We start from the raw sequence: 26,843 nt of genomic DNA, 5'->3' as shown, positions 1-26,843 counted from the left end.
ATGATTGCCCAATTAGATACTAAAACGGTTTATTCGTTTATGGAAAGTTTGATTGATATTGATCATTATATATTAGAATCAAAGAAGCTTGGTTATGAAGCTATTGGTATCATGGATAAAGACAATCTTTACGCAGCATATCATTTTATCGAAAAAGCAAATGCGGCAAATTTAAAACCCATTCTTGGTTTAGAACTAGGATTAACCTATCGTGATCAGACTTATGACCTTTATCTGATTGCTTTAAATACTAATGGCTACCAAAATCTCTTAAAACTTTCTAGTTTACAGATGTCTAATGCTTTAACTTTTGAAAAGTTTCTTGATTTTAAAGAAAATCTAGCTATTATTATTAACTATTATTCTGGTATTGAAGAATTGACACTTCCTTTTGATTTTTATATTGGTGTTTGCGAAGACTCTCCGATACTTCAGACTCAAAAGAAATTAATACCTATTCACACTGTAAGGTATTTCAATCAAGATGATACTGAAAGTCTACAAGTTTTAAAAGCTATCAAAGAAAATACTTTACTAAGAGAAACTAGTTCTATTGATAATCATCAATTTCTTTTATCCAAGGCTAATTTGCAAGCTAAGTTTGAACAGAAATTCCCAAATGCTCTTGAGACTTTAAATACGTTAGTAGCAACTATTAATTATCAGTTTGATAAGTCTTTAAAATTACCGAGATTTAATAGAGAAATTCCAGCAAAAGACCAATTGCGTCAGTTAACTGAAAAAGGCTTAAAACAAAAAAACTTATGGCAAAAAGATTACCAAGAAAGACTTAGCGAAGAACTTGGAATCATTTCAAAAATGGGTTTTGATGATTATTTTTTGATTGTTTGGGATTTACTAAGATTTGGCCGTGAAAAAGGTTATTATATGGGGATGGGACGTGGATCTGCCGCAGGAAGTTTAGTAGCTTTTTCACTAGATATCACAGGAATTGATCCCGTCAAAAATGATTTGCTTTTTGAACGCTTTTTAAATGAAGAACGTTTTACAATGCCAGATATTGATATTGACCTTCCTGATATTTATCGAAGTGATTTTCTTCATTATGTGAGAGATAAATATGGTAGTCAACATGCTGCTCAAATTGTTACTTTTTCTACTTTTGGTGCCAAACAAGCTTTAAGAGATGTTTTGAAACGATTTGGTATTCCAGAATATGAATTGTCTCAATTTACCAAAAAAATTGGCTTTAAAGATGATTTAAACCAAGTTTATGAAAAAAACATTGCCTTTAAACAATTAATAAATTCAAAATTAGAATATCAAAAAGCATTTCAAGTTGCTAAAAGAATTGAAGGTAATCCTAGACAGACCTCGATTCATGCTGCAGGTATTGTCATGTCAGATGATAATTTGACAGATCATATTCCTCTAAAAATGGGTGATGAAATGATGATCACTCAATATGATGCTCCAGCAGTTGAAGCAGTTGGGCTTTTGAAAATGGATTTTTTAGGTCTTAGAAACCTGACATTGATTCAAAAGATGAAAGAAAAGCTTTTAGATGACAAAGGCATTTCAATAAAGATTGAAGATATCAATTTAGAAGACAAAGAAACATTAACCATGTTTGCAAATGGTGATACAAGAGGAATTTTTCAATTCGAACAAAACGGAGCAATACAACTTTTGAAACGTATTAAACCTTCTAGTTTTGAGGAAGTTGTCGCTACAACAAGTTTAAATAGACCAGGTGCTAGTGATTATATTGATAATTTTGTTAATCGTAAATTTGGTCACGAAAAAATTGATTTACTTGATCCGTCTATTGCAAGTATTTTAGAGTCGACCTATGGCATTATGCTTTATCAAGAGCAAGTGATGCAGATTGCACAGGTATTTGCTGGTTTTACTTTAGGTAAAGCAGATTTGCTAAGAAGAGCAATGTCTAAAAAGAATCTAGCAGAAATGAAAAAAATGGAAGATTCCTTTATTAAAGGTGCAATTGCTAATCACCATGATGAAGCCAAAGCTATTGATTTATTTGATAGAATGGTTAAATTTGCCGGTTATGGGTTTAACAGGAGTCATGCCTTTGCTTATTCTGCTTTAGCTTTTCAAATGACTTATTTCAAAGCACATTATCCTGATATTTTTTATGATATCATGCTTAATTATGCTAATGGTGATTACCTAACAGATGCTATTAATTCAGGTTTTAAGATTGCAAAAATGAATATTAATACGATTCCATTTACAGATAAAATTAAGCATAACCAAATCTATTTAGGATTAAAACAAATAAAAAATCAACCTAGAGATTTTTCATATTGGATTATAGAAAATAGACCTTTTCGACATATTGAAGATTTCTTGACACGTTTACCTGAAAAATACCAACAAAAAGAACTTATTCTACCATTAGTAAAAATTGGTCTTTTTGATCAATTTGAAAAAAATCGTCGAAAAATTGAAGAAAACCTAAATGGCTTGATTATTTTTGTACAAGAATTAGGTAGTTTATTTGCAGATTCTTCGTTTAGTTGGGTGGAATGTCAAGATTATAACGAAGCTGAAAAATTTCAAGCAGAAGTAGAAGTCTTAGGCGTAGGAGTTAGTCCTCATCCTTTACTAAAGATTGCTAGTTTAAAAGGAAATAAAGCAACTTCTATTTCCCAATTGACAGTTAATAAAGTTGAAACAATTTTGGTAGAAATTCAATCCATACGATTAATCCGAACTAAGACAAATGGACAACAAATGGCCTTTTTATCAGTTAGTGATTTAAAAAATAAATGTGATGTAACTATTTTTCCAGAAACCTATTATCAAGTAAAACATCTTTTAAAAGAAGGACAATATTACTATTTAGAAGGAAAAATTCAAGAAAGAGATGGACGTCTCCAAATGATTCTAAATAAAGCATCTATTGCCACAAGTGAAACCTTCTGGATTCTTGCTGAATCGCATCTTAATGATAATAAAATTTCTAGTATTTTAGAGAATTATAAAGGCAATATACCAGTTATTATTCATTATCAAGATACCAAAGAAACAATCCAAAGTCAGGTGCATTTTATTGAAAAATCGGAGTATTTACAGAAAAAATTAAAACAATTTACATTGAAAACGGTTTTTCAGTAAAATTGCTTCAATAATGCAGAAAATTACAAAGTATTGTGCTATAATAAGCTTGTTAAATTAATAAAAGGAGTACCAAAAAATGAAACGTATTGCTGTTTTAACCAGTGGTGGAGATGCCCCTGGTATGAATGCTGCTATTCGTGCAGTTGTTCGTAAAGCAATTTCAGAAGGAATGGAAGTTTACGGTATTAACCATGGTTACGCTGGTATGGTTGAAGGGGATATTTTCCCATTAGATTCAAAAAATGTTGGCGATAAAATTTCACGTGGTGGGACTTTCTTATACTCAGCTCGTTATCCAGAATTTGCAACATTAGAAGGTCAACTTGCTGGGATTGAGCAACTTAAGAAAAATGGTATTGAAGGTGTCGTTGTTATCGGTGGAGATGGTTCTTACCATGGTGCTATGCGTCTTACTGAGCATGGATTTCCAGCAGTAGGTATCCCAGGCACGATAGATAATGATATTGCAGGTACAGATTATACTATTGGTTTTGACACAGCAGTTAATACTGCCGTAGAAGCTATCGATAAATTACGTGACACGTCTTCAAGTCATGGTCGTACATTTGTTGTTGAAGTTATGGGTCGAAATGCTGGTGATATTGCACTTTGGGCTGGTATTGCTAGTGGTGCAGATCAAATTATCGTACCTGAAGAAGAGTTTGATATCAACAAAGTTGCTGCCAATATTAAGGATGACTTTGAACAAAAAGGAAAAAATCATCATATTATCATTGTTGCAGAAGGTGTTATGAGTGGTGAAAAATTTGCTCAAGAACTTAAAGCTGCAGGTGATAATAGTGATCTTCGTGTAACAAACTTGGGTCATATTCTTCGTGGCGGTTCACCAACTGCTAGAGATCGTGTTATTGCTTCATGGATGGGATCACATGCTGTTGAATTACTAAAAGCAGGCCGTGGAGGTCTTGCAATTGGTATTCACAATGAAGAATTAGTTGAAAGCCCAATTCTTGGTACAGCAGAAGAAAATGCTTTATTTACTTTATCAGATGATGGAAAAATCATTGTTAATAATCCGCATAAAGCACGTTTAGATTTTGCTGAATTAAACAGAGATTTATCTTTATAATTAAGTTTACATCGTTATAACTGTCAGTTAATGACAATAAAAAAGGAGTTTCATAAAAATGAATAAACGCGTAAAAATCGTTGCAACACTTGGCCCAGCTGTTGAAATCCGTGGTGGTAAAAAATTCGGTGATGATGGTTATTGGGGTGAAAGTTTAGACGTTGAAAGCTCAGCTAAAAAAATCGCTTCATTGATTGAAGCAGGAGCTAATGTTTTCCGTTTTAACTTTTCACATGGTGATCACCAAGAACAAGGTGATCGTATGGCAACTGTACGTCGTGCTGAAGAAATGGCTCGCCAAAAAGTAGGTTTCCTATTAGATACTAAAGGACCTGAAATGCGTACAGAATTATTTGAAGATGATGCTAAAGAATATTCATATGTAACTGGCGAACGCATTAGAGTTGCTACTGAGCAAGGTATTAAATCAACACGTGATGTTATTGCTCTTAATGTTGCAGGTTCACTTGATATTTATGATGAAGTATTAGTAGGTCATACAATTCTTATCGATGATGGTAAACTTGGTTTACGTGTTATTGAAAAAGATATTGCTACTCGTGAGTTTGTTGTTGAAGTTGAAAATGATGGCATTATCGCAAAACAAAAAGGTGTTAATATTCCAAATACAAAAATTCCTTTCCCAGCTTTAGCTGAACGTGATAACGCTGATATTCGTTTTGGTCTTGAACAAGGTTTGAACTTTATTGCGATCTCATTTGTTCGTACTGCAAAAGATGTTCAAGAAGTTCGTGACATTTGTAAAGAAACTGGAAACGAACATGTACAATTATTTGCAAAAATTGAAAACCAACAAGGTATTGACAATATTGATGAAATTATTGAAGCTGCAGATGGTATCATGATTGCTCGTGGTGACATGGGTATCGAAGTTCCATTTGAAATGGTTCCAGTATTCCAAAAAATGATTATTACTAAAGTTAATGCTGCTGGTAAAGCTGTCATCACTGCAACAAACATGCTTGAAACAATGACTGAAAAACCTCGTGCTACACGTTCAGAAGTTTCAGATGTCTTCAATGCTGTTATTGACGGTACAGATGCAACAATGCTATCTGGTGAGTCAGCTAATGGTAAATACCCATTAGAATCAGTTCGTACAATGGCTACAATTGATAAAAATGCTCAAACATTGTTAAGTGAATATGGACGTTTAGATTCTTCTAAATTCCCACGTAACAATAAAACTGATGTTATTGCATCAGCTGTTAAAGACGCTACTCAATCTATGGATATCAAATTAGTCGTTACTATTACTGAAACTGGTAATACAGCACGTGCTATTTCTAAATTCCGTCCAGAATCTGACATTTTAGCTGTTACTTTTGATGAAAAAGTTCAAAAAGCTTTGATGATTAACTGGGGTGTTATTCCAGTTCTTTCTGAGAGACCAGCATCAACAGATGATATGTTCGAAGTTGCAGAACGTGTTGCATTACAATCTGGATTAGTTCAATCTGGAGACAACATTGTTATCGTTGCAGGAGTACCAGTTGGTACTGGTGGAACTAATACAATGCGTGTTCGTACTGTAAAATAATTTTATAAAAAACTATTACTGTATTTCAGTGATAGTTTTTTTGTTTTTAAATAAGCTTTTCTTTTTTTATAACCAAACAAATGGTATAATATGATAAAGAATGTGGGGAGCTTATGGTAAAACGCGACTTTATTAGAAATATTTTATTAGTATTATTAGCAATAGTTATTTTTATATTGTTAAGGATTTTTGTTTTTTCAACTTATCGTGTTACGAATGAGGCAAGCAGTAGTTTTTTACATGAAAAAGATGTCGTTACGATAAAAAAGAGTGTTGAACCAAAACGAAAAGACTTTATCGTATATAAAGTAAACAATAAAAAATACCTTAGCCGTGTCATTGCCAAAGAAGGCGACACCGTAACGTTTATGGATGATATTTTCTATTTAAATAATAAAATAGAAGAACAACCGTATATTGATAAACTTAAATCTGATTATATTTCCAGTGCTCCAATGGGGAGCTTATTTACAAATGATTTTACAGTATCAACAATTACAAAAGGGAAATATGATAAAATACCAAAAGATTATTACCTGGTTTTAAATGATAATCGTCAAAATAAACAAGATAGTCGTGAATTTGGTTTTATTAAAAAAGATCAGATAAAAGGAGTCGTGACATTTAGATTATTACCATTAAAACAATTTGGGTTTGTAAAAGTAGAGTAATTACTCTACTTTTTTTGTTACAAAAATGAACTATACCAATATTTTATTTGACTTTCTAAAATATTAATTATATACTATCTATGCTTGGTTTTTGCGATTATTATTGCACTATACCAATTATGTAAAATTAAGAAAGATAGTTTAATACTGATATAGGTGTCAAAATGTGTGGAATTGTTGGTGTTGTCGGAAATCGTAATGCTACAGATATATTAATGCAAGGACTTGAAAAACTTGAATACCGTGGTTATGATTCAGCAGGTATTTTTGTATGTAACGAAAAGACTTCTTCACTAGTTAAGTCTGTAGGTCGTATTGCTGATTTAAGAGCTAAGATTGGAATTGACGTTGCAGGATCAACAGGTATTGGTCATACGCGTTGGGCAACACATGGTCAAGCTACTGAAAATAATGCTCATCCTCATACTTCACAAAATGATCGCTTAGTTCTTGTTCATAATGGCGTTATTGAAAATTATTTACAACTTAAAAATGAGTATTTAAATGGTCATGTTCTCAATGGTGAAACAGATACTGAGATTGTTGTTCACTTAATTGGACAATTTGTTTCAGACGGTTTATCAGTACTTGAAGCCTTCAAAAAAGCTTTACATCTTATCGAAGGTTCTTATGCATTTGCTTTAGTTGATTCTGAAAATCCAGATACAGTCTATGTTGCTAAAAACAAGTCTCCTTTATTGATTGGTTTAGGTCAAGGTTACAATATGGTCTGTTCTGATGCAATGGCAATGATTCGTGAAACATCTGAATTTATGGAAATTCAAGATAAGGAATTAGTTGTTTTAAAAAAAGAAAGCGTAGAAGTTTTTGATTACGACGGAAATGCTGTTGAAAGAGAATCCTATACTGCTGAATTAGATTTATCAGACATTGGTAAAGGAACTTATCCTTTTTATATGTTAAAAGAAATTGATGAACAACCAACAGTGATGCGTCGACTCATTTCAAAATATACAGATAAAGATGGCAATATGATGATTGACCCAGAAATTATCAAATCCATTCAAGAAGCTGACAGATTATATATTTTGGCAGCAGGAACTTCTTATCATGCAGGCTTCGCTTCAAAATCAATGCTCGAAAAATTAACGGATAAGCCTGTAGAATTAGGTGTATCTTCTGAATGGGGTTACAATATGCCACTCTTAAGTAAAAAACCGATGTTTATCTTGCTTAGTCAATCAGGTGAAACCGCAGATAGCAGACAAGTTTTAGTTAAAGCAAACGAAATGGGAATTCCTAGTCTAACCGTAACAAATGTTCCAGGATCAACCTTATCTCGTGAAGCAACTTATACAATGCTATTACATGCCGGACCAGAAATAGCTGTTGCATCAACTAAAGCATATACAGCACAAGTTGCTGCTTTAGCATTTTTAGCTAAAGCTGTTGGTGAAGCTAACCAAAATGTTTTAGCAAAATCCTTTGATTTAGTACATGAACTCTCCATTGTAGCACAAGCTATTGAGTCTACTTTATCAGAAAAAGAATTAATTGCTTCAAAAGTAGAAAACCTTTTAGCAACAACCAGAAATGCTTTTTATATTGGTCGTGGAAATGATTATTATGTCGCGATGGAAGCTTCGCTTAAATTAAAAGAAATTTCTTATATTCAATGTGAAGGATTTGCAGCTGGAGAATTAAAACACGGCACGATTTCACTAATAGAAGATAGGACACCAGTTATTGGCTTAATTTCAGCAAGTGAAGTAGTTGCCTCTCATACTCGTGGTAATATTCAAGAAGTAGCAGCACGTGGAGCAAATGTTTTAACAGTAGTTGAGGAAGGACTTGAGCGTGAAGGTGATGACTTTGTTGTTAATAAAGTTCACCCATTATTGTCCACTATTGCAATGGTTGTTCCAACTCAACTAATTGCTTACTATGCTTCTTTACAACGTGGACTTGATGTTGATAAACCTAGAAATCTAGCAAAAGCTGTCACTGTAGAATAAAAAAAGAGCTCTTAAAAGAGCTTTTTTTTATTTTATCTTGCCAAAGTTTAGAAACTACAGTAAAATAGAAAAATATCATTTTTTTAGGATTAATAAGGAGATAAAAATGTCACTTCCAAATTGTTTAAAGTGTAATTCAGACTATGTTTATGAGAATGGGTTATTATTAATTTGCCTAATTTGTTCATTTGAATAGTCACCAAATAATCATGAAGATCATTCTGAGGATGGTCTTAAGGTGAGAGATGCCAATGGTAATTTATTGCAAGATGGCGATACCATAATGACTATTAAAGATTTAAAAGTTAAAGGGGTATCAAAAGACTTGAAACAAGGAACAAAAGTAAAAAATATTAGATTGGTTAATGGCGATCACAATATAGATTGTAAAATTGCTGGATTTGGTGCTATGGCTCTTAAATCTGAATTCGTCAAAAAAATATAAAATAAAAATACACAAGATTGTGTATTTTTATAAAATTTATGCAATTTTACTCAAAATTTTGTTATAATAATAATTTATTTGTATTGGAGAAAGTATGTCATATATTTTAGAGGTTTTGCCAAGTGTTTTCAATGAAGTCATTAACTTAGTTAAAGATTCATCTCTGGTTTATGTGCTTGGGGTTGGTGATCTGTTACTTGCTAGTAAAACTGCTGCCAACAGAGATGCGACATTAGCACCAATGTTTATTGCTGGGGCCATATATTTACTTTTGATTGGTTTGGTTACCATTCTTTCTAAACAGATTGAGAAGAAATTTAACTATTACAAGTAAGGAGTCCCATATATGTTAGAATTAAGAAATATTTCCAAACAATTTGGTCAAAAATATATTTTTAATCAATTTGATTTAGATATAAAAAAAAGGAAAAATAGTGTCCTTAGTTGGTCCTTCTGGTGGTGGTAAAACAACGCTACTTCGTATGCTAGCAGGTTTAGAGAGTATTGACTCTGGTGAAATCTTTTATAACGGAAATCAAGTTTCAATTGATCACTTAGAACAACTCAATTTATTAGGGTTTGTTTTTCAAGATTTTCAATTATTTCCACATTTAACTGTTTTGGAAAATATGATTTTGTCACCCACAAAAACTATGGGAATTTCAAAAGAAGTTGCAAAGCAAAAAGCAATTGATTTATTGACACCGCTAGGTTTAACGGAACATATTCATGCTTATCCTCATTCTCTTTCAGGAGGACAAAAACAGCGTGTAGCTTTGGCTAGAGCAATGATGATTGACCCACAAATAATAGGTTATGATGAACCAACTAGTGCTTTGGACCCAGAATTGCGACAAGAAGTTGAACGATTAATTTTACAAAATAAAGCTTCTGGTATGACACAAATTGTTGTCACTCATGATCTAAAATTTGCAGAAACTATTTCTGATAGTATAGTAAAATTTAATCCTAAATAAAAGATTAAAGTAGGTATGATTTATGAAGAAATTTAAAGGTTTTATAAAAATAACGGTATTCATAGCATTATTAAGTTTTTTAACAGCATGTTCAAGTTCTGAAGCCAAAAAAGCACAATCTGATCAATGGAAGACTTATACTTCAAAAAAAACGATAACATTAGGTTTTGATAATACTTTTGTACCGATGGGTTTTAAAGATGTTCATGGTAAAAATAGTGGTTTTGATGTTGATCTTGCAAAGGCTGTATTTAAACAATATGGTATAAAAGTTAAATTTCAGCCAATTAATTGGGATTTGAAAGAGACTGAACTCAAAAACGGTAAAATGATTTGATTTGGAATGGCTATTCCATTACAAAAGAAAGAAAAGCTAAGGTTGCTTTTTCAAAACCTTATATGAAAAATGAGCAAGTATTAGTAACTAAAAAATCATCACAGATTACGTCATTTTCTGCAATGAAAGGTAAAGTACTTGGTGCACAATCAGGATCATCGGGTTACGATGCCTTAACAGCTAACCCAAGTATTTTAAAGGATAATTTTAAGGATAAAGACGCAACACAGTATGAAACCTTTACACAAGCTTTTATTGATTTGAAAAATAATCGAATTGATGTTTTACTGATTGACAAGGTTTATGCAAATTATTACCTGAAACAAGAAGGCCAATTAGATCGCTATAATATTGTTAATAGTAAATTTAAGGGTGAGGATTTTGCAATAGGAATGCGAAAATCTGATAAAACACTTGTTAAAAAAGTTAATGCTGCCTTAGTTAAACTCCATAAGACTGGAAAATTTCAAGAAATTTCGAAAAAGTGGTTTGGTGAGGATGTGGCAACTTCAAACATAAAATAAAAGAATGATTTAATTGAATCATTCTTTTTTGTTTAATCTTCTAATCTGATAATGTTTTGTTATATGAGGTTTTGAACTTTCAGTTACCTGATGAAAGAGTATAAACCAAGTTTCGTTTCTTCGCCAAATACTAGAATGCCGTTGTCCATCTAAGATATAAGTCACTAATTTAGTCTTTTGACTGATAGAATCAATTTTGAATGACTTGAAATTTGGAGCAAAAGATTCTTTAAGGTTCAAGAATTGCTCAGCACTAAGCCATTCACCTGAGGCATTGATATAGTAAAAATGACTTGATATATAAGTTTCATAACCAGGAACTTTTGCTAAAATCATCTTTTCATTACGGTATATATTTTGAAATACATTTTCAAAGATTTCATCTTCAGGAATTGGTGCGGGTTCAACATGAACATCAATATCATAGACTGAGAAACGCTCACTTAATAATTCCTCAACTTGCTCAGTAATAGCATGACTCTCATAAACAGAAAGATCGGGGTTCATCTCTAGCACAATATCAAGAAAAATATTACTCCCATAAGTTCTACCGCGTTGAGATTTAACTGCAGAAATTTTGGGAATTTCTAGAATGGCTTTTTCATATTTTTTAAGCTGCCGTTCATCAAAGCCATCTGATAAACTAAAGGCACTTTCCATAAAAATGTCATAGGCTGTTTTTAAAATAAAATAAGTGATGATAATTGCAGCAATTCTATCAATAATTGGCAAATGGAGTGAAGCAGCAATAATAGCAATAGAAGTTCCTAATGAGGTGACAGCATCGGATAAATTATCTTTTGAAGCTGCTACTAGAGCACTTGATCTTACTTTTTTTGAGAGGTGTTTATTATAAAGATAAACCAAAAATAAAGCAATTGCAGAGATTATACCAACTATGGCACCAAGTCTGTCAATCGTAACTTTCTCATTTGAAAAAATTTTTTGAATAGTTTCTATTAGTACTTGAATACCTACTATAAACATAATAATCGAAGTAAGAAGACTAGATAAATCTTCAATCTTCCAGTGACCAAATCGGTGATCTTGATCAGCTGGACGACTTGCTAATTGTAGTCCAATCAAAAGAGTGACATTTCCAACGATATCTGATAGGTTATTAAATCCATCTGCTATCAGCGAACTAGCATTTAAAAAGAAACCAACTAATAACTTTGCAATAGCTAATACTAAATAGACAAAAATGCTGACAATTGGTCCTCTTTTAGCTATTTTTAAATCTTCTGTAGGTGTTGACATATTACCCTCCATATTGATTTATTATATCATAAAGTTGATTTTAAAGACTTGAGGTGACTCTTATGTTTTTGAGTTTAGAGTTTTAAAATAGTGATTTGTTTCCTTAATAATAATTGGTGCTAAAAAGTTGATTGCAATTAAATTTGGTAATGCCATAAGTCCATTAACAATATCAGCAAGATACCAAATAACATTTAAATTTAAAAAGCCTCCTAATGCAATCATACAAATAAAAATAAGTCTATAATAGTTAATCCATTCAACACGAAATAAAAAGGTAAAACATTTTTCTCCATAGTATGACCATCCTAAGATTGTTGTAAAAGCAAATAAAACTAATGATAGACTAATAATAAGACCACCAATTTGTCCAAAAACACTTACAAACGCAGATTGTGTTAAGGGTGCACCTTCAAGTGAACTTTGCCATTGACCTGTTATGATTATAGATAATCCGGTTAAACTACAAATAATTAATGTATCAATGAAAGTACCAATCATTGATACAAGACCCTGCTCAACAGGTTCATTTGTTTTAGCAGCAGCAGCTGCAATAGGAGCTGATCCCAGGCCTGATTCATTTGAAAAAATACCTCTAGCAATTCCTTTTTGTATAGCATCTTTTACAAGGCTACCAGAAAAACCTCCAATAGCTGCTGTTGGTGTAAAAGCTGATTTAAGAATTAAGATAAGACTTGGTAGTAAAAGCTTGATATTGACAATAATAATGATCAAAGAAGAGCCAATGTAGAAAATCGCCATGAGAGGCACAATTTTTCCTGATAAAGTTGAAATAGACTGTATACCACCAAAAATGATAATAGCCACAAATAGAGCAAGAATGATACTTATTAATTTGGAAGACATACCAAAACTATGGTGTAGAGCAGAAGTTATTGCATTTACTTGAGTAAAGGTACCAATTCCAAACAAAGCAACCAAAAGTCCTGAAATGGCAAACATGAAAGCTAACGGTTTCCACTGTTTACCCATACCATTAGTGATATAGTACATTGGTCCACCAGATATTTGGTGGTTACTGTCTTTAATTCGGTATTTTATAGCTAAAAATCCTTCTGAATATTTTGTCGCCATACCAAAAAAAGCTGCAACCCACATCCAAAAAAGAGCACCAGGACCTCCAGATTTGATAGCAGTTGCGACACCAACGATATTTCCCGTTCCGACTGTTGCTGCAAGTGCTGTTGCTAATGCAGCAAAACTTGTGATATCACCTGTATCGTTACTCTTTTTAAAAATCATTGTGAATGCTAATTTTAATCGTATGATTTGGATAAGTTTTAATCGACAACTTAAGTAACATCCAGTTCCTACTAATAATAGTAATAAAGGAAGTCCCCAAATGAAGTTGTCAATCATTTTTAAAAGTGTATACACCCTATTCTCCTTACCGAAATGCTATACAAAAAAAGTTATCTATGACTAGATAACTTCTGAATGGATAAGTAAATAGACTGTCGTGATTTCTATCAAGGCATTACAAAATAATACTTACTTACCTTCTGTCCTTTTGCCTGAGAGATTGAGCTTGTACTTATTAGCCTTGCCCCTTCGGCGCCGTCCTTTTAAAAAGGTGAGAATTAAAAATTCTCAAGGTCTCTCCAGAAGCCCGTCCATTAAACAGTCCCATCTCAATTGAGATACCTGAGAGTATAACTCCTTCGGCGAAAGTGAAACTTTCTTCTCCTGTATAATATCATTCGGATTTTATTTAATTGATTTTTTTATCATAACGAAACTTATTCATTTTGTCAACTGAGCTTAAAGAGAATTTATGGTGTCCTCTAAAGTCACCATTGCTTGGTAAACTTCTTCGGTTGTTACATTTTTAACTGCTAAATTGAATGTTTCTCTATCTGAAGCTGCAAATTTAGCAACTTTATGAGCAGCTTCTTCAAAGCTTGCACTAGTAATATGAAGTTGATCCCATGAATAAATAAAGCCATTTTCTTGATAAAATGGAACTAATTTTTTCACTTCATCAATATCATTGGTTGCACAAAGTTGAACTAAGATTCCATAGGCAACTTTAACGCCATGTTGTATAGTATTTGTTTCAGAATATTGAGTCAGACCATTATGAATTGCGTGAGCTCCGGCCATACGACCAGCTTCACAGGCAAGGCAACCAACATAAGCTGAAACAGCAAATACAGTATCTACCACACGTTCAAATGCAGGTGTTACTTCCTCTTTTGAATGAGATTGAAGTGATGCTTTGGTATCTTTTAACAAAACATCAATCGAAACTTTAGCTGCAGCAAGACCTAATTGCACCATAGCTGGTAATTCTTGTTTATCTTTTTGTCGATTAATAATTTCTGATTCATACCATTTAGCTAGTGTATCACAAATACCGCCAATCAAATATTCTCTTGGTGATTTGACCAATAAATCATAATCAACTAGCGTTAAAAAGCCAGAGCGTTGATAATAATCAACACATTTAAAGGAATGATCAGGGTTATAGACGGCAGCTACTGGGGTCGCACAGGCACAAGTTCCGGCAACAGTTGGTATTAAGACAAAATCAACGTTTAATCGTTCTGCCGTACCTTTTGTAGTATCTAAGACTTTACCACCGCCAATACCTATTAAAAGATCTGCGCCTAATTCTTTTGCTTGAGAAGCTAATAAATCCATATTTTCATGACTAGCTGTACGGTCATAGCGTAAGACTGGAAATTCTGGCTCTTTTTCACGGACGTCTAAAAAAGCTTGATAGGACTTCTCACCGGTGATAATAATAGGTGTTTTAAAGAGTGTAACTTTTTCTTCTAACTTATTAACTGCACCTATTTCAGCATAATACTGAGAGGCTTCACCGCGGACAACACTTTGAAATTCCATATTAATATCTCCTTTAATTAAATTACTTTCTAGTATATCACAAATATTCTGAATTAAAAGAATATTTTAATAATTTACGAAATATAATTGACTTTCAATAAAATCACCTATTAAATTATGGAATTCTATTTTTAATTTAAGACCTATCGTGATATAATTTTAAAGTTAGTAATCAAAATCATGATTGAAAATAAAGGAGAAAACATGAATCCACTTTTAGTTGGAATGAATCCAAGACAAGCTCAAGCAGTTGAAACTACAGATGGTCCTTTATTAATAATGGCTGGTGCTGGTTCTGGAAAAACAAGAGTACTGACCCACCGTATCGCTTATTTAATTGATGAAAAATTTGTCAATCCATGGAATATATTGGCTATTACTTTTACAAATAAAGCTGCGCGTGAGATGAAAGAAAGGGCACTTGCTTTAAATCCAGCTACTCAAGATACTTTAATTGCTACTTTTCATTCAATGTGTGTTCGTATTTTAAGAAGAGAAGCGGATTCTATTGGTTATAGTAAAAACTTTACTATCGTTGATCCCGGTGAACAGCGAACATTAATGAAACGGATTTTAAAATCATTAAATGTAGATCTTAAAAAATGGAATGAAAGAGCCATTTTAGGTACCATATCAAATGCTAAGAATGCTTTAATTGATGAAGATGCTTATGAATTACAAGCATCTGATATGTATACAAAGATGGTTGCAAAATGTTATAAGTTATATCAAAAAGAATTACGTCGAAGTGAAGCACTTGATTTTGATGATTTGATTATGATGACCATTCGTTTATTTGATAAAAATCCTGATATTTTAGCCTATTATCAACAGCGGTATCAGTATATTCACGTTGATGAGTATCAAGATACCAATCATGCACAATATCAATTAGTAACCTTACTAGCTTCACGATTTAGAAATATTTGTGTTGTTGGTGATGCTGATCAATCTATTTATGGCTGGCGTGGTGCTGATATGCAAAATATTCTAGACTTTGAAAAGGATTATCCAGATGCTAAGGTTGTTCTACTAGAAGAAAATTATCGTTCCACACAAACTATTCTACAAGCTGCAAATGAGGTTATTAAAAACAATAGAAATCGTAAACCTAAAAAGCTTTGGACGCAAAATACCAAAGGTGAGCAATTAGTTTATTATAGGGCTAATGATGAGCGAGATGAGGCTATTTTTGTTGCTTCAACAATAGATCATATGATTTCTGATAATGGTCGTAATTTCAAAGATTTTGCAGTATTATATAGAACAAATGCACAATCTCGTACAATTGAAGAAGCCTTTTTAAAGTCTAATATTCCGTACACAATGGTTGGCGGAACAAAATTCTATAGTCGAAAAGAAATTAGAGATCTTATCGCCTACCTTAACCTAATCGCAAATAGTTCTGACAATATTAGCTTTGAACGCATTGTTAACGAGCCTAAAAGAGGTATTGGACCAGGAACACTAGAAAAAATGAGACAATTTGCTCTAGATACAGATATGAGTTTACTTGATGCCTCAGCAAATATTTTACTTTCTTCTATTAAAGGTAAAACGGCACAAGCTATTTTACATTTAGCTAATTGTTTGATAAGTGTAAAAGAAAAGAGTTCAGATCTTACAATTACTGAAATAACGGAAGAGATTTTAGAAGAAAGTGGGTATTTAGAAAATTTACAACTCCAAAATACTCTTGAAAGTCAAGCTCGTATTGAAAATATTGAAGAGTTTCTATCAGTAACAAAAAACTTCGATGATTCTAATCCAGTGGAAGAATCTGAAACAGGAGTTGATAGACTTGGTCGTTTCCTGAATGATTTGGCTCTAATAGCTGATACTGATGATGCAGATTCAGAGTCAGCTGAAGTGACATTAATGACGCTCCACGCGGCGAAAGGACTTGAGTTTCCAGTTGTTTTCTTAATAGGAATGGAAGAAGGTGTCTTTCCTTTATCTAGAGCTTCAGAAGATCCTGATGAATTAGAAGAAGAAAGAAGACTAGCATATGTTGGTATGACTAGAGCTGAAGAAGAGTTAGTTATGACCAATGCTAATACCAGAACCTTGTTTGGTAAAACTTCCTATAATAGACCAACACGTTTCTTAAGAGAAATCTCAGATGAATTGCTTAGCTATCAAGGTTTAGCAAGACCAGCAAATTCATCATTTGGAGTGAGATTTAGTCAATCAACCGAAAATCAATTTGCACAAGGCATGAGTTTGCAAGAAGCCCTTCAAAAACGTAAAGCAGTAGTTCAACCCAAAACAATAAACCATAATCAACTGCTTCATTCTCAGGTTAAAGAAAAAGCAGTTGTTAATTGGGAAATTGGTAATATTGCTCGTCACAAAAAATGGGGAGATGGTACGGTTCTCGAAGTGAGTGGCAGTGGTCAAACACAGGAATTAAAAATCAAGTTTCCTGAAGTTGGTCTAAAAAAATTATTAGCTTCTGTTGCTCCAATTGAAAAAGTGACTACTTAAAACAGAATAAAAGTGACAATCTAAAAATTTAACCAGTGGTTTTTAGATTGTTTTTTTATTTTTAAATGAAAAACTAAAGAATCGTTTAACATATTTTCTATTTTAAATGCCTCTAAATCAGGCTTTATAGATAATTTTAAAAAAAGAGACAATTTTATAAAAATAAAGCATATCACTTGCAAAACAAAAATAAAGTAGTATAATAACAATATAAATTAAATAAAGTGCGGTCACTTAATATAAAGTTGTTATTAAGGCACGGGAAACGTTTTCTGTTTACAAATGCTAGATAAAAACTTTGATTCACATTTTTAGATAATTTATAAATGGTCACTAGATTATTCTCGAGAAAAGTTGTTTTAAGTCTACTTAGTTCTAATAGGAACTTTAAGTATTTGGCACTATGTGCTTAGAAAGTTTTAGGTAATTATTATGTCATTATTATGGACACTTATTATTGGTGGTTTAATTGGTCTTATTGCAGGAGTTTTAACGAAAAAAGGTGGCTCAATGGGATGGATCGCAAACATTGTAGCAGGTTTAGTTGGTGCTTGGTTAGGTCAAGCCTTGTTAGGAACATGGGGACCATCGTTAGCAGGTATGGCATTAATTCCTTCAATCATAGGAGCGGTTATTGTTGTTCTTGTAACATTCTTTGTACTTGCAAAAATTAATAAATAAATTTTAAATTAAATACTTGATTCATTAGAAAGTTTAGGTAACTATTATGTCATTATTATGGACACTTATTATTGGTGGTTTAATTGGTCTTATCGCAGGAGCTTTAACGAAAAAAGGTGGCTCAATGGGATGGATCGCAAACATTGTAGCAGGTTTAGTTGGTGCTTGGTTAGGTCAAGCCTTGTTAGGAACATGGGGACCATCATTAGCAGGTATGGCATTAATTCCTTCAATCATAGGAGCGGTTATTGTTGTTCTCGTAACATTCTTTGTACTTGCAAAAATTAATAAATAAAATTTTAAATTAAATACTTGATTCATTAGAAAGTTTAGGTAACTATTATGTCATTATTATGGACACTTATTATTGGTGGTTTAATTGGTCTTATCGCAGGAGCTTTAACGAAAAAAGGTGGCTCAATGGGATGGATCGCAAACATTGTAGCAGGTTTAGTTGGTGCTTGGTTAGGTCAAGCTTTGTTAGGAACATGGGGACCATCGTTAGCAGGTATGGCATTAATTCCTTCAATCATAGGAGCGGTTATTGTTGTTCTTGTAACATTCTTTGTACTTGCAAAAATTAATAAATAAGAGAGGTGCTTTATGTCAAAAGGATTAAAAACACTTTATAGCCTTTTGGGAATAGTACTCTTAACACTCCTATATTTTGTCATTGTGACATCTCAAACTCATTTGAATTTACCAAATTCATTTAAGTGGTTGGATTGGAATTGGGACATGCCGAGAACAATGGATCTTGGCATGTACAATTACCTTTTCTGGGGTGCAATTGTTCTTTTCCTAATTATTCTCTTTGCAGTTCTCGTCATCATATTCTATCCAAGAACTTATACTGAAGTTCGTTTAGAAAAGAATAAGGGTTCTCTATTGCTTAAAAAATCAGCAATTGAAGGTTATGTACGTTCTGCAATAAAAACAACAGGACTAATGGAAAATCCAAGTGTTACTGCAAAACTTTACAAAAAGAAATTTAAAGTTGATGTGAAAGGTCGTTTAAGTTCAAGAGTTGGTGTTTCAGATCAAGTTAAAGGGCTTGAAGAAGGCATTACAACTGGTTTTAATGAATTCTTTGGTTTGGATAAACCAGTCGACTTTAAAGTCTACGTAAAAGATATTGATGACTCTGAATACTTTGGAAATCAATCTGAAAGTCGTCAAAGAGTAGAATAGGAGAAATAAAATGGAATTTTTTGAACGTTTTAAATATCCCATTTTAGGTGGAGTTGCCGGATTAATCTTAGCTATTATGTTTGTTTCCTTTGGTTTTTGGAAAACAATTTTAGTGTTAATCTTTATCGGATTAGGATCATATCTTGGACTTTATGCCCAAAGAACGGGGATTTTAGATAATCTATTTAGAAATCGTAAATAATTTTTTTAACACAACAATTATAGAAGAGGTATTATTATGACAAACTCAAACACATACATTAAAAACACAGCAACAACTACAAAACCAGAGGCTATTCGTGGTGAATTAACTTATGAAGATAAAGTTATTCAAAAAATTATCGGAATTGCACTTGCAAATGTAGATGGTTTGTTAGCAGTTAGTGGAGGATTTTTCTCAAGTATTAAAGATAAACTGGTTAACTCTGACTCTGTAACAGATGGTGTAAATGTTGAAGTTGGTAAAAAACAAGTTGCCGTTGACTTGGATGTTGTTGTTGAATATCAAAAACATATCCCAACAATCTATAAAAAAGTTAAAGAAGTCGTTGAAAAAGAAGTTAAACGCATGACTGATTTAGATGTTGTAGAAGTGAATGTAAATGTTGTTGATATTAAAACTCGTGAACAACATGAAGCTGACTCAGTGACTGTTCAAGATCAATTATCAAATGCAGCTCAAGCTACTGGAAAATTTACTTCAAACCAAGTCAATAATGTTAAATCAGCTATAGGATCTGGAGTAGATAAAGTTCAAGATATGCAGTCTGAACCACGTGTAAAATAATATCTCGAATTTCTAATTGGAGGAAATTAATATGTCAGAAGAAAAATTTGATGCAAAATTAGATAAAGTTTTTGGTAGCCTTAAAGAAACTGTTGGTAAAGTTACTGGCGATAAAGAAGTTGAAACTGAAGGTAAAGTTGAAAAAGGCTCAGGTAAAGTTAAAGAAGGTTTAGCTGATGCTAAAGACACTGTAAAAGGTGCGATTAACGGACTAAAAAATAAAGAAGATAAGGACGTGAAATAATTATGACAACAGATAACATTAAAAGTTCACTAACATATAATGATAAAGTAATCGAAAAAATTGTAGGACATGCATTGGAAAATGTTGATGGCTTACTTCAAGTCAGTGGAGGATTCTTCTCAAACCTAAAAAACAATGTCGTTAATTCTGATTCAGTTACAGATGGTGTTAATGTTGAAGTTGGTACTAAAGAAGTAGCTGTTGACTTAGATATTGTTGTAGAATATGGTAAAGATATTCCTTCAATTGTAGAAAGTATCAAAGCAATTGTTAGTCAAAATGTTGATGTTATGACTCACTTGAAAGTTGTTGAATTGAATGCGAATGTTGTTGATATCAAAACAAAAGAAGAACATGAATCTGACTCAGTAACATTACAAGATCGTGTAACGAGTGCTTCACAAGCAACTGGTAAGTTTATATCAGAACAATCTGGTAAAGCTAGAGATGCTATTTCAAATGGAACTGAAAAAGTTAAAGATGCAGTAGCTTCAAATCAAGAAGAAGCAGCTCATTAATAATAGGATATATCCTGTTTGATAGGATTGAGAACTGACAATCCAGTTCTCTTTTTTGAAATGACAATTTAATTTTCTCATTAAGTTGTCATTTTAGAGAAATTATGATTTAATATTTAGAGAAAAATAATTAGAGGAATTTTGCTTATGAGTGATGTAACGAAAGAAGTTAAAAGCTCAAAATATCAAAAAATTGCTGTTGCAGTCGCCCAAAGAATAGCTGATGGCGATTATGTTGTCGGAGAAAAATTAAAGTCTAGAACAACAATTGCTTCTACTTTTAATGTTTCTCCGGAAACAGCTAGAAAAGGTTTAAATATTCTGGCAGACCTAAATATATTAACTTTAAAGCATGGTAGCGGAGCTATTGTGTTATCTAAAGAGAAAGCAATGGATTTTATTGATCAGTATGAATCAATACATTCCATTGCCGTCATCAAAGAAAATATTAGAGATAATATTCGTCAACAACAAAAAGATCTAAACGCATTAGAGCTATTAGTAAATGATTTCTTAATGCAAAGTCAATCTATTTCCAAACAATATCCTTTGATGACTTATGAAATCATTGCGAGTAAACCAACTGAAATATTTGGAAAATCAATAGGTGAGTTAAATCTTTGGCAACAAACTGGTGCAACGGTTGTTGCTATCGAACATAATGGGGAATTACTTAAGTCTCCTGGGCCTTATGCAGTTATTGAAAAAGGAGATCATATCTATTTTGTCGGTGATGATGATGTGTATTCTAGAATGAAAACTTTCTTTAATTTAACTATGGGCTTATAAACTGATCATTATGTGATCAGTTTTTTTAATCAGATTAATTTCAATAAAACTATTTTTGAGATACAATAATTTTAATAGGAGGTAGTCAAATGACAACATTTTTAAACAACCCTGTGACTTTAGGTCATCTATTTGAAGTTGGTGATAAAGCAAGTGATGCAAAACTTTTAAATACAGATTTAGAAACAAAATCATTAAGTGACTTTAAAGGATTAAAAGTAATCAGTGTAATCCCATCAATTGATACAGGTATTTGCTCTACTCAGACAAGAACATTTAACAAAGAATTAGCTGAGAAAGATAATGTATCAATTATTACTGTCTCAGAAGATTTACCTTTTGCCCAAAAGAAATGGTGTGCTAATGAAGGCATAGAAAATGCTCTAATTTTATCAGATTACAAAGACCATGATTTTGGAAAAAACTATGGACTCTTAATGCAAGAATGGCAACTACTTGCTCGTGCAGTTTTAATTTTAGATGATGAGCTCAACGTCTTATATACGCAATATGTTGAGAATGTGAATTCCGAACCAAATTATCAAGAAGTTATTGATAAAGTGAATGAATTAATGTAAAAAAAGCCTAGTTAAACTAGGTTTTTTTATTTCATTTAAAAATGTGTTATAATAGTATTAAAATACCATATTTTAATAAAGGAATACTATTATGAATCAACTTTTGAAAGAATATTTGAATAATGATCTTGAAAAAATACCACTTGGGGATGTCGTCGATTGTTTCAAAGGAAAGGCTATTTCAAGTAAAGTTGAGGAAGGTAATTATGGATTGATAAACTTGGTTGATATAGATGCCTTAGGTATTTCGTATGATCGTTTAAGAACCGTTAATTTGCCTCATCGACAATTGTTAAGATATTTTCTAGAAGAAGATGATGTGTTGATTGCATCTAAAGGAACAGTAAAGAAAATTGCTGTTTTTAACCAACAAGATAAGCAAATGATTGCATCCTCTAATATTACTATTTTACGACCAACAGACAAGATTCGTGGCCATTATATAAAATTTTTTCTAGAGACAGAAGTTGGTAAAGCTTTATTGGAAGAAGCAGACCATGGTAAAAATGTTATCAATCTCTCAACAAAAGAATTATTAGAAATTCCAATTCCTGTAATTCCCTTGGTAAAACAAGACTATTTAATTGGCCAATATTTAAGAGGTTTGGCTGACTATAAACGTAAGTTAGCTAGAGCTGAAATGGAGTGGCAACATATTCAAAAAGAAGTGAGAAAAAGTTTAATTTAAAAAGATGAACAAAATTGAAAGAACAATAAAAATCACAATAGCCACTCTAGTAGCTATTGTGATAGCCAGTTATTTACATCTCAATAATGCTAGTTCAGCTGGTATTATAGCCATTTTAAGTGTTTTAGAAACCAAACAATCTACTCTAAAAGTAGCTTTACAGAGGCTTTTGGCTTTTATACTAGCTTTTTCAATTGCTAGCTTATTATTTAGCTACTTTGGTTACACCTTAATTGTTTTTGGAATTTTTTTACTTATCTATATTCCTTTTGCATATCAATTTAATCTAGAAACTGGGGTTGCTCCAATTACAGTATTGGTAACCCATATATATGGTATTAAGCAAGTTTCACTTGATCTAATTGGAAATGAGTTTTTATTATTTTTCATTGGTGTTAGTGCAGCATTATGCTGTAATACTTATATGTCGTCTTTTGAAAAAGAAATTCAAGAAAAGCATATTGATGTCGAACAATATCTCAAACAGTTTTTTTTCATTTTGAATCTATCTTGACTAAAGGTGAATGACAAATTGATGAAAAATTGCTAATAGATTTAGAAAGTGAAGTTGAATCAGCTATTAAGTTAGTCTATAAAGAACAGCATAATCAACTATTCAATTTAACTAACTATCAAGTTCATTATTTTGAAATGCGACGTAACCAAAATAATCTTTTGAAACAAATGACTCCCAAACTTGAAAAATTAAATTTAAAATCAAAAGAAAGTAAATTATTGGGAGAATTATTTCATGAAACGGGGCATCAATTAAGTGAAAAAAATTCGGGAAAATCACTGATTGATCAAATTGAAGAATTACTAGAGACTTATCGAAGTCGTGAGCTACCTAAAACTCGAGAAGAATTTGAGCAAAGGGCCTTATTATATCAATTGTTGCATGAATTAGAAAGATTTATTGAACTAAAGGTTGATTTTTATGGTTATTATTTTGAGTCTGAGTAAAAAAGTCAAGATTAAAATTTCTTGTCTTTTTTTGCTATAATAGTGCTAAGAATGAAGAAGGATTTATAGTGTTATGAATGAAATTAAATGTCCCCATTGTCACCAAGTTTTTACAATTAATGAGTCAGAATATAGTCAATTGTTAGAGCAAGTGAGGAGTCAAGAATTTGATCATGAATTACAATTGAGATTGGAAAAAGAAATTGTCATTTTGGAAGAAAAGACAAAGAATCAACTGCAAGAGAAATCAGCTACCCACGAGATTGAAATGACGCAGTTACAAAATCAACTAAATCAAATAAAACAAGAAGAAACGTATAAAAAGCAAGAAGCATTAGCTGAAAAAGAAAAAGAAATTGACCAATTAAAATCTGCCTTAGAAACGATTCAATCTAAAAATGAATATGAATTAGCTAAGCACCTTTCTCAAAAAGAACGTGAAATTGATCAGTTACAAAATCAGCTTGAAAAAACAATTTTAGAAAACAAAAATCAAATAGCAGAAAAAACAGCTATTTTAGAAAAAGAAAAAGATGCCATTCAAACTCAATTATTGGTTCAAGAAAAAGAGAATGATTTGGCTATTCATGCAATTACAAAAGACTATGAATCTCAGTTGAAAGCTGCTAACGAACAAGTTGAATTTTATAAAAATTTCAAAGCGCAACAATCAACAAAAGCAATTGGCGAGAGTCTGGAACTATTTGCTGAAAATGAGTTTAACAAAGTAAGAAGCTATGCTTTTCCTAATGCTCATTTTGGAAAAGATAATACTGTTTCTTCCACAGGTTCAAAGGGAGACTATATTTACAGAGAAGCCGATGAGAATGGTGTTGAATTACTGTCAATTATGTTTGAAATGAAAAATGAAGCAGATATGACGAAAACAAAACATAAAAACAGTGACTTCTTCAAAGAATTAGATAAAGACAGACGTGAGAAAAAATGCGAATATGCAGTATTAGTTTCAATGCTTGAATCTGATAATGATTACTATAATACCGGAATCGTTGATGTTAGTCATGAATATGAAAAAATGTATGTTGTGAGGCCACAATTGTTTATTCAATTAATAGGTATTTTGCGAAATGCATCATTAAATGCTATGAAATACAAGCAAGAATTAGCTGTTGTCAAAGAACAAAATATCGATATTACTCATTTTGAATCTGATCTCGATACTTTTAAAACAGCATTTGCAAAGAATTACAATTCAGCAAGTCAAAACTTTAAAAAAGCAATTGATGAGATTGATAAATCAATTAGAAGAATGGAAGAAGTCAAACGTTTCTTAACCACCAGTGAAAATCAGTTAAGGTTAGCAAATAATAAACTTGATGATGTTTCTGTCAAAAAATTAACAAGAAGAAATCCAACCATGCGTGAGAAATTTGATGCCCTAAAATCCTAAGAAGGAGAGTTGTTATGAATGAAATTGATTTAAATATTCCCGTTGCTCAATTGATTAAAGAACATCCTGAATTAAAAGAATTACTTGTTGAAATAGGCTTTAAACCATTAGCAAATCCTGCTATGTTAAATACTTTAGGAAAAGTTACCAGTTTAAAGGCGGGATCTAAGTTGGCTAAAGTTCCTTTGAATGATATTAAGACAATGCTAGAATGCCATGGCTATGAGGTGATTGGAGAAGAGGAATGAAGAATGAAAGGATTCAAATTTTAAAAGAAATTCTTCTAAAATTACATTTAGGAGCAAGTCCTGAAAGTGTTCAAGAAGATTTTAACAATCATTTACCTATGGAAATTACATTTGTTAATAAAGATAATCTATTTCAATACTATAATGATTTTGCACCTACTGAAGAAATGATCTTTAAACGGACACCAAGTCAAGTGGGAAGACAAGTGGAATTATGTCATCCTCCTAAGGTTTTAGAAAAAGTTAAATCAGTTATTGAACAACTAAGAAGTGGACAAAAAGAAGAAGTCACGATGTGGTTTAAATCAGAACGTCTTAATAAATTTGTGCATGTCACCTATAAAGCCGTTCATGATCAAAATAATGAATTTCAAGGTGTATTAGAGTATGTTCAAGATATTCAACCTTATCGAGATATTACGTCTGATTTTAAGAGAGACATTGATTAAATATAAATTTGACAATACTAACAAACAATGATAAACTTAACCAGTTAAATGCAAACAAAGGAGGGTTTATGAAACGTCAATTTAGGATAAGTTTAGTGATATTACTTTCTTGTTTTTTAGTTTCATGTGGATTAAAAACAAATTCACAAAATGAGAATAAAGGGATGTCAATTGTGACTAGTTTTTATCCAATGTATGCTATGACAAAAGCTATTTCTGGAGAACTAAATGATGTTAGGATGATTCAATCAAGTGCTGGGATACACTCTTTTGAGCCTTCTGTAAATGATGTCTCTGCTATTTATGATGCGGACTTATTTATTTATCATTCTCATACATTAGAATCTTGGGCTAAAAATTTACATCCAAATTTAAAAAAATCAAAAGTAGATGTCTTCGAAGCCTCTGCAAGTCTAAAATTAGATAGAGTAAGTGGTTTAGAAGATGTTCCTGAAACACCAGGAATCGATCCAGCAACATTATACGATCCGCATACTTGGACGGATCCAGTTCTAGCTTCTGAAGAAGCTCATAATATTGCTAAAAAACTAGCTAAAAAAGATCCCAAACATAAAAAGATATATATGGGAAATGCTCAAAAATTCAAAGATAAGTCTATGGCTTTGACAAAGGAATACAAATCTAAATTTGCAAATACTAAGGCGAAAACATTTGTAACTCAACATACTGCATTTTCTTATTTAGCAAAACGTTTTGGTCTAAAACAATTAGGGATTTCTGGAATATCAAATGATAGAGAACCATCACCAAGACAATTAACTGAAATAGAAGACTTTGTTAGACATTATAAAGTAAAAACTATTTTTGCAGAAGATAATGTTAATCCAAAGATTGCAAAAACAATTGCAAAAGCTACAGGTGCCAAAATGGATACATTAAGTCCACTTGAATCTGTACCTAAAAATGATAGATCTTACTTAGAAAATTTACAGTTAAATCTTGAAAAATTATATCAACAACTTAAATAG

At 32.0% G+C, this 26,843-nt stretch carries 23 protein-coding genes, 6 pseudogenes and 1 riboswitch; of the genes and pseudogenes, 26 read left to right on the top strand and 3 right to left on the bottom strand.

The features are described from left to right. From STRUR_RS06225 to STRUR_RS11740, 9 genes and pseudogenes are all read left to right on the top strand, one after another. On the top strand, positions 1 to 3,105 hold the full coding sequence (locus STRUR_RS06225; protein ID WP_006740399.1) for a DNA polymerase III subunit alpha: 3,105 nt from the start codon (positions 1 to 3) through the stop codon (positions 3,103 to 3,105). A 79-nt stretch (positions 3,106 to 3,184) separates the two neighbouring features. After that, positions 3,185 to 4,198: a 6-phosphofructokinase gene (gene pfkA / locus STRUR_RS06220; protein ID WP_006740296.1), complete on the top strand. Its 1,014-nt coding sequence runs from the start codon at positions 3,185 to 3,187 to the stop codon at positions 4,196 to 4,198. A 58-nt stretch (positions 4,199 to 4,256) separates the two neighbouring features. Then, entirely contained in the window at positions 4,257 to 5,759 is a 1,503-nt protein-coding gene (gene pyk, locus STRUR_RS06215; RefSeq protein ID WP_006739778.1) for a pyruvate kinase, read from the top strand. 113 nt (positions 5,760 to 5,872) lie between these two features. After that, positions 5,873 to 6,430: a signal peptidase I gene (gene lepB / locus STRUR_RS06210; RefSeq protein ID WP_006738662.1), complete on the top strand. Its 558-nt coding sequence runs from the start codon at positions 5,873 to 5,875 to the stop codon at positions 6,428 to 6,430. Between the two features lie 164 nt (positions 6,431 to 6,594). Continuing rightward, on the top strand, positions 6,595 to 8,406 hold the full coding sequence (gene glmS, locus STRUR_RS06205; RefSeq protein WP_006740074.1) for a glutamine--fructose-6-phosphate transaminase (isomerizing): 1,812 nt from the start codon (positions 6,595 to 6,597) through the stop codon (positions 8,404 to 8,406). Positions 8,407 to 8,512: 106 nt separating this feature from the next. Beyond that, positions 8,513 to 8,851, top strand: a pseudogene (locus STRUR_RS06200) (zinc ribbon domain-containing protein YjdM). A gap of 112 nt (positions 8,852 to 8,963) precedes the next feature. Further along, a pseudogene (locus tag STRUR_RS06195) lies at positions 8,964 to 9,185 on the top strand (ABC transporter permease subunit); the annotation flags it as partial. A gap of 12 nt (positions 9,186 to 9,197) precedes the next feature. After that, positions 9,198 to 9,828: pseudogene (locus tag STRUR_RS06190) on the top strand (amino acid ABC transporter ATP-binding protein). A gap of 22 nt (positions 9,829 to 9,850) precedes the next feature. Beyond that, positions 9,851 to 10,689: pseudogene (locus STRUR_RS11740) on the top strand (amino acid ABC transporter substrate-binding protein). An 18-nt stretch (positions 10,690 to 10,707) separates the two neighbouring features. Here STRUR_RS11740 and STRUR_RS06180 read toward each other — a convergent pair. The 3 genes from STRUR_RS06180 to STRUR_RS06170 form a co-directional block, all read right to left on the bottom strand. Beyond that, a complete protein-coding gene (locus tag STRUR_RS06180) occupies positions 10,708 to 11,949 on the bottom strand; it encodes a cation diffusion facilitator family transporter (RefSeq protein ID WP_006739506.1) in 1,242 nt (413 codons plus the stop codon). Between the two features lie 60 nt (positions 11,950 to 12,009). Then, positions 12,010 to 13,347, bottom strand: coding sequence for an alanine/glycine:cation symporter family protein (locus STRUR_RS06175; protein WP_006739156.1), 1,338 nt, complete (start codon positions 13,345 to 13,347; stop codon positions 12,010 to 12,012). A gap of 115 nt (positions 13,348 to 13,462) precedes the next feature. Next, a riboswitch (glycine riboswitch) is annotated at positions 13,463 to 13,585 on the bottom strand. A 146-nt stretch (positions 13,586 to 13,731) separates the two neighbouring features. Beyond that, a complete protein-coding gene (locus STRUR_RS06170) occupies positions 13,732 to 14,820 on the bottom strand; it encodes an iron-containing alcohol dehydrogenase family protein (RefSeq protein ID WP_006739366.1) in 1,089 nt (362 codons plus the stop codon). 204 nt (positions 14,821 to 15,024) lie between these two features. Here STRUR_RS06170 and pcrA point away from each other — a divergent pair, with 204 nt between their 5' ends. The 17 genes and pseudogenes from pcrA (at position 15,025) to STRUR_RS06080 (ending at position 26,843) form a co-directional block, all read left to right on the top strand. Further along, the gene (pcrA, locus tag STRUR_RS06165; RefSeq protein ID WP_006738903.1) at positions 15,025 to 17,307 is read left to right on the top strand and encodes a DNA helicase PcrA; all 2,283 of its coding nucleotides are present in this window, start codon (positions 15,025 to 15,027) and stop codon (positions 17,305 to 17,307) included. A 432-nt stretch (positions 17,308 to 17,739) separates the two neighbouring features. Next, positions 17,740 to 17,988, top strand: a complete 249-nt coding sequence (locus STRUR_RS06160; protein WP_006740226.1) for a GlsB/YeaQ/YmgE family stress response membrane protein — start codon at positions 17,740 to 17,742, stop codon at positions 17,986 to 17,988. A gap of 46 nt (positions 17,989 to 18,034) precedes the next feature. Further along, positions 18,035 to 18,283 carry a GlsB/YeaQ/YmgE family stress response membrane protein gene (locus STRUR_RS06155; RefSeq protein ID WP_006738521.1) on the top strand — a complete coding sequence of 83 codons (249 nt, stop codon included), beginning with the start codon at positions 18,035 to 18,037 and terminating at the stop codon, positions 18,281 to 18,283. A gap of 47 nt (positions 18,284 to 18,330) precedes the next feature. Continuing rightward, positions 18,331 to 18,579 carry a GlsB/YeaQ/YmgE family stress response membrane protein gene (locus STRUR_RS06150; RefSeq protein ID WP_006738521.1) on the top strand — a complete coding sequence of 83 codons (249 nt, stop codon included), beginning with the start codon at positions 18,331 to 18,333 and terminating at the stop codon, positions 18,577 to 18,579. A 12-nt stretch (positions 18,580 to 18,591) separates the two neighbouring features. Further along, the gene (gene amaP / locus STRUR_RS06145; protein WP_006740107.1) at positions 18,592 to 19,179 is read left to right on the top strand and encodes an alkaline shock response membrane anchor protein AmaP; all 588 of its coding nucleotides are present in this window, start codon (positions 18,592 to 18,594) and stop codon (positions 19,177 to 19,179) included. A 10-nt stretch (positions 19,180 to 19,189) separates the two neighbouring features. Beyond that, the gene (locus tag STRUR_RS06140) at positions 19,190 to 19,381 is read left to right on the top strand and encodes a DUF2273 domain-containing protein (protein WP_006739499.1); all 192 of its coding nucleotides are present in this window, start codon (positions 19,190 to 19,192) and stop codon (positions 19,379 to 19,381) included. Between the two features lie 36 nt (positions 19,382 to 19,417). Next, entirely contained in the window at positions 19,418 to 19,966 is a 549-nt protein-coding gene (locus STRUR_RS06135) for an Asp23/Gls24 family envelope stress response protein (RefSeq protein ID WP_006738970.1), read from the top strand. 31 nt (positions 19,967 to 19,997) lie between these two features. Then, positions 19,998 to 20,210 carry a CsbD family protein gene (locus STRUR_RS06130; protein WP_006740432.1) on the top strand — a complete coding sequence of 71 codons (213 nt, stop codon included), beginning with the start codon at positions 19,998 to 20,000 and terminating at the stop codon, positions 20,208 to 20,210. A gap of 2 nt (positions 20,211 to 20,212) precedes the next feature. Next, the gene (locus STRUR_RS06125; protein ID WP_006739992.1) at positions 20,213 to 20,728 is read left to right on the top strand and encodes an Asp23/Gls24 family envelope stress response protein; all 516 of its coding nucleotides are present in this window, start codon (positions 20,213 to 20,215) and stop codon (positions 20,726 to 20,728) included. Between the two features lie 147 nt (positions 20,729 to 20,875). Further along, positions 20,876 to 21,517, top strand: a complete 642-nt coding sequence (locus STRUR_RS06120) for a GntR family transcriptional regulator (RefSeq protein ID WP_006739230.1) — start codon at positions 20,876 to 20,878, stop codon at positions 21,515 to 21,517. Between the two features lie 89 nt (positions 21,518 to 21,606). After that, positions 21,607 to 22,095 (top strand): thiol peroxidase, encoded by a 489-nt coding sequence (tpx, locus tag STRUR_RS06115; RefSeq protein WP_006738784.1) that lies wholly within the window; start codon positions 21,607 to 21,609, stop codon positions 22,093 to 22,095. A 91-nt stretch (positions 22,096 to 22,186) separates the two neighbouring features. Further along, positions 22,187 to 22,783, top strand: coding sequence for a restriction endonuclease subunit S (locus STRUR_RS06110; RefSeq protein WP_006738997.1), 597 nt, complete (start codon positions 22,187 to 22,189; stop codon positions 22,781 to 22,783). Positions 22,784 to 22,787: 4 nt separating this feature from the next. Next, positions 22,788 to 23,746: pseudogene (locus STRUR_RS11895) on the top strand (aromatic acid exporter family protein). 73 nt (positions 23,747 to 23,819) lie between these two features. After that, entirely contained in the window at positions 23,820 to 25,157 is a 1,338-nt protein-coding gene (locus STRUR_RS06095; protein WP_006739572.1) for a DUF2130 domain-containing protein, read from the top strand. Positions 25,158 to 25,171: 14 nt separating this feature from the next. Continuing rightward, positions 25,172 to 25,405, top strand: a complete 234-nt coding sequence (locus STRUR_RS06090) for a DUF1858 domain-containing protein (RefSeq protein ID WP_006739232.1) — start codon at positions 25,172 to 25,174, stop codon at positions 25,403 to 25,405. Between the two features lie 86 nt (positions 25,406 to 25,491). Then, positions 25,492 to 25,854, top strand: a pseudogene (locus tag STRUR_RS06085) (PAS domain-containing protein); the annotation flags it as partial. 68 nt (positions 25,855 to 25,922) lie between these two features. Continuing rightward, positions 25,923 to 26,843, top strand: coding sequence for a metal ABC transporter solute-binding protein, Zn/Mn family (locus STRUR_RS06080; RefSeq protein WP_006738630.1), 921 nt, complete (start codon positions 25,923 to 25,925; stop codon positions 26,841 to 26,843).

Source organism: Streptococcus urinalis 2285-97 (assembly GCF_000188055.2).
GTDB classification, from domain to species: Bacteria; Bacillota; Bacilli; order Lactobacillales; family Streptococcaceae; genus Streptococcus; species Streptococcus urinalis.
The sequence above is the reverse complement of the archived record's forward strand: the minus strand, read 5'-3'. Positions and strand labels throughout refer to the sequence as shown.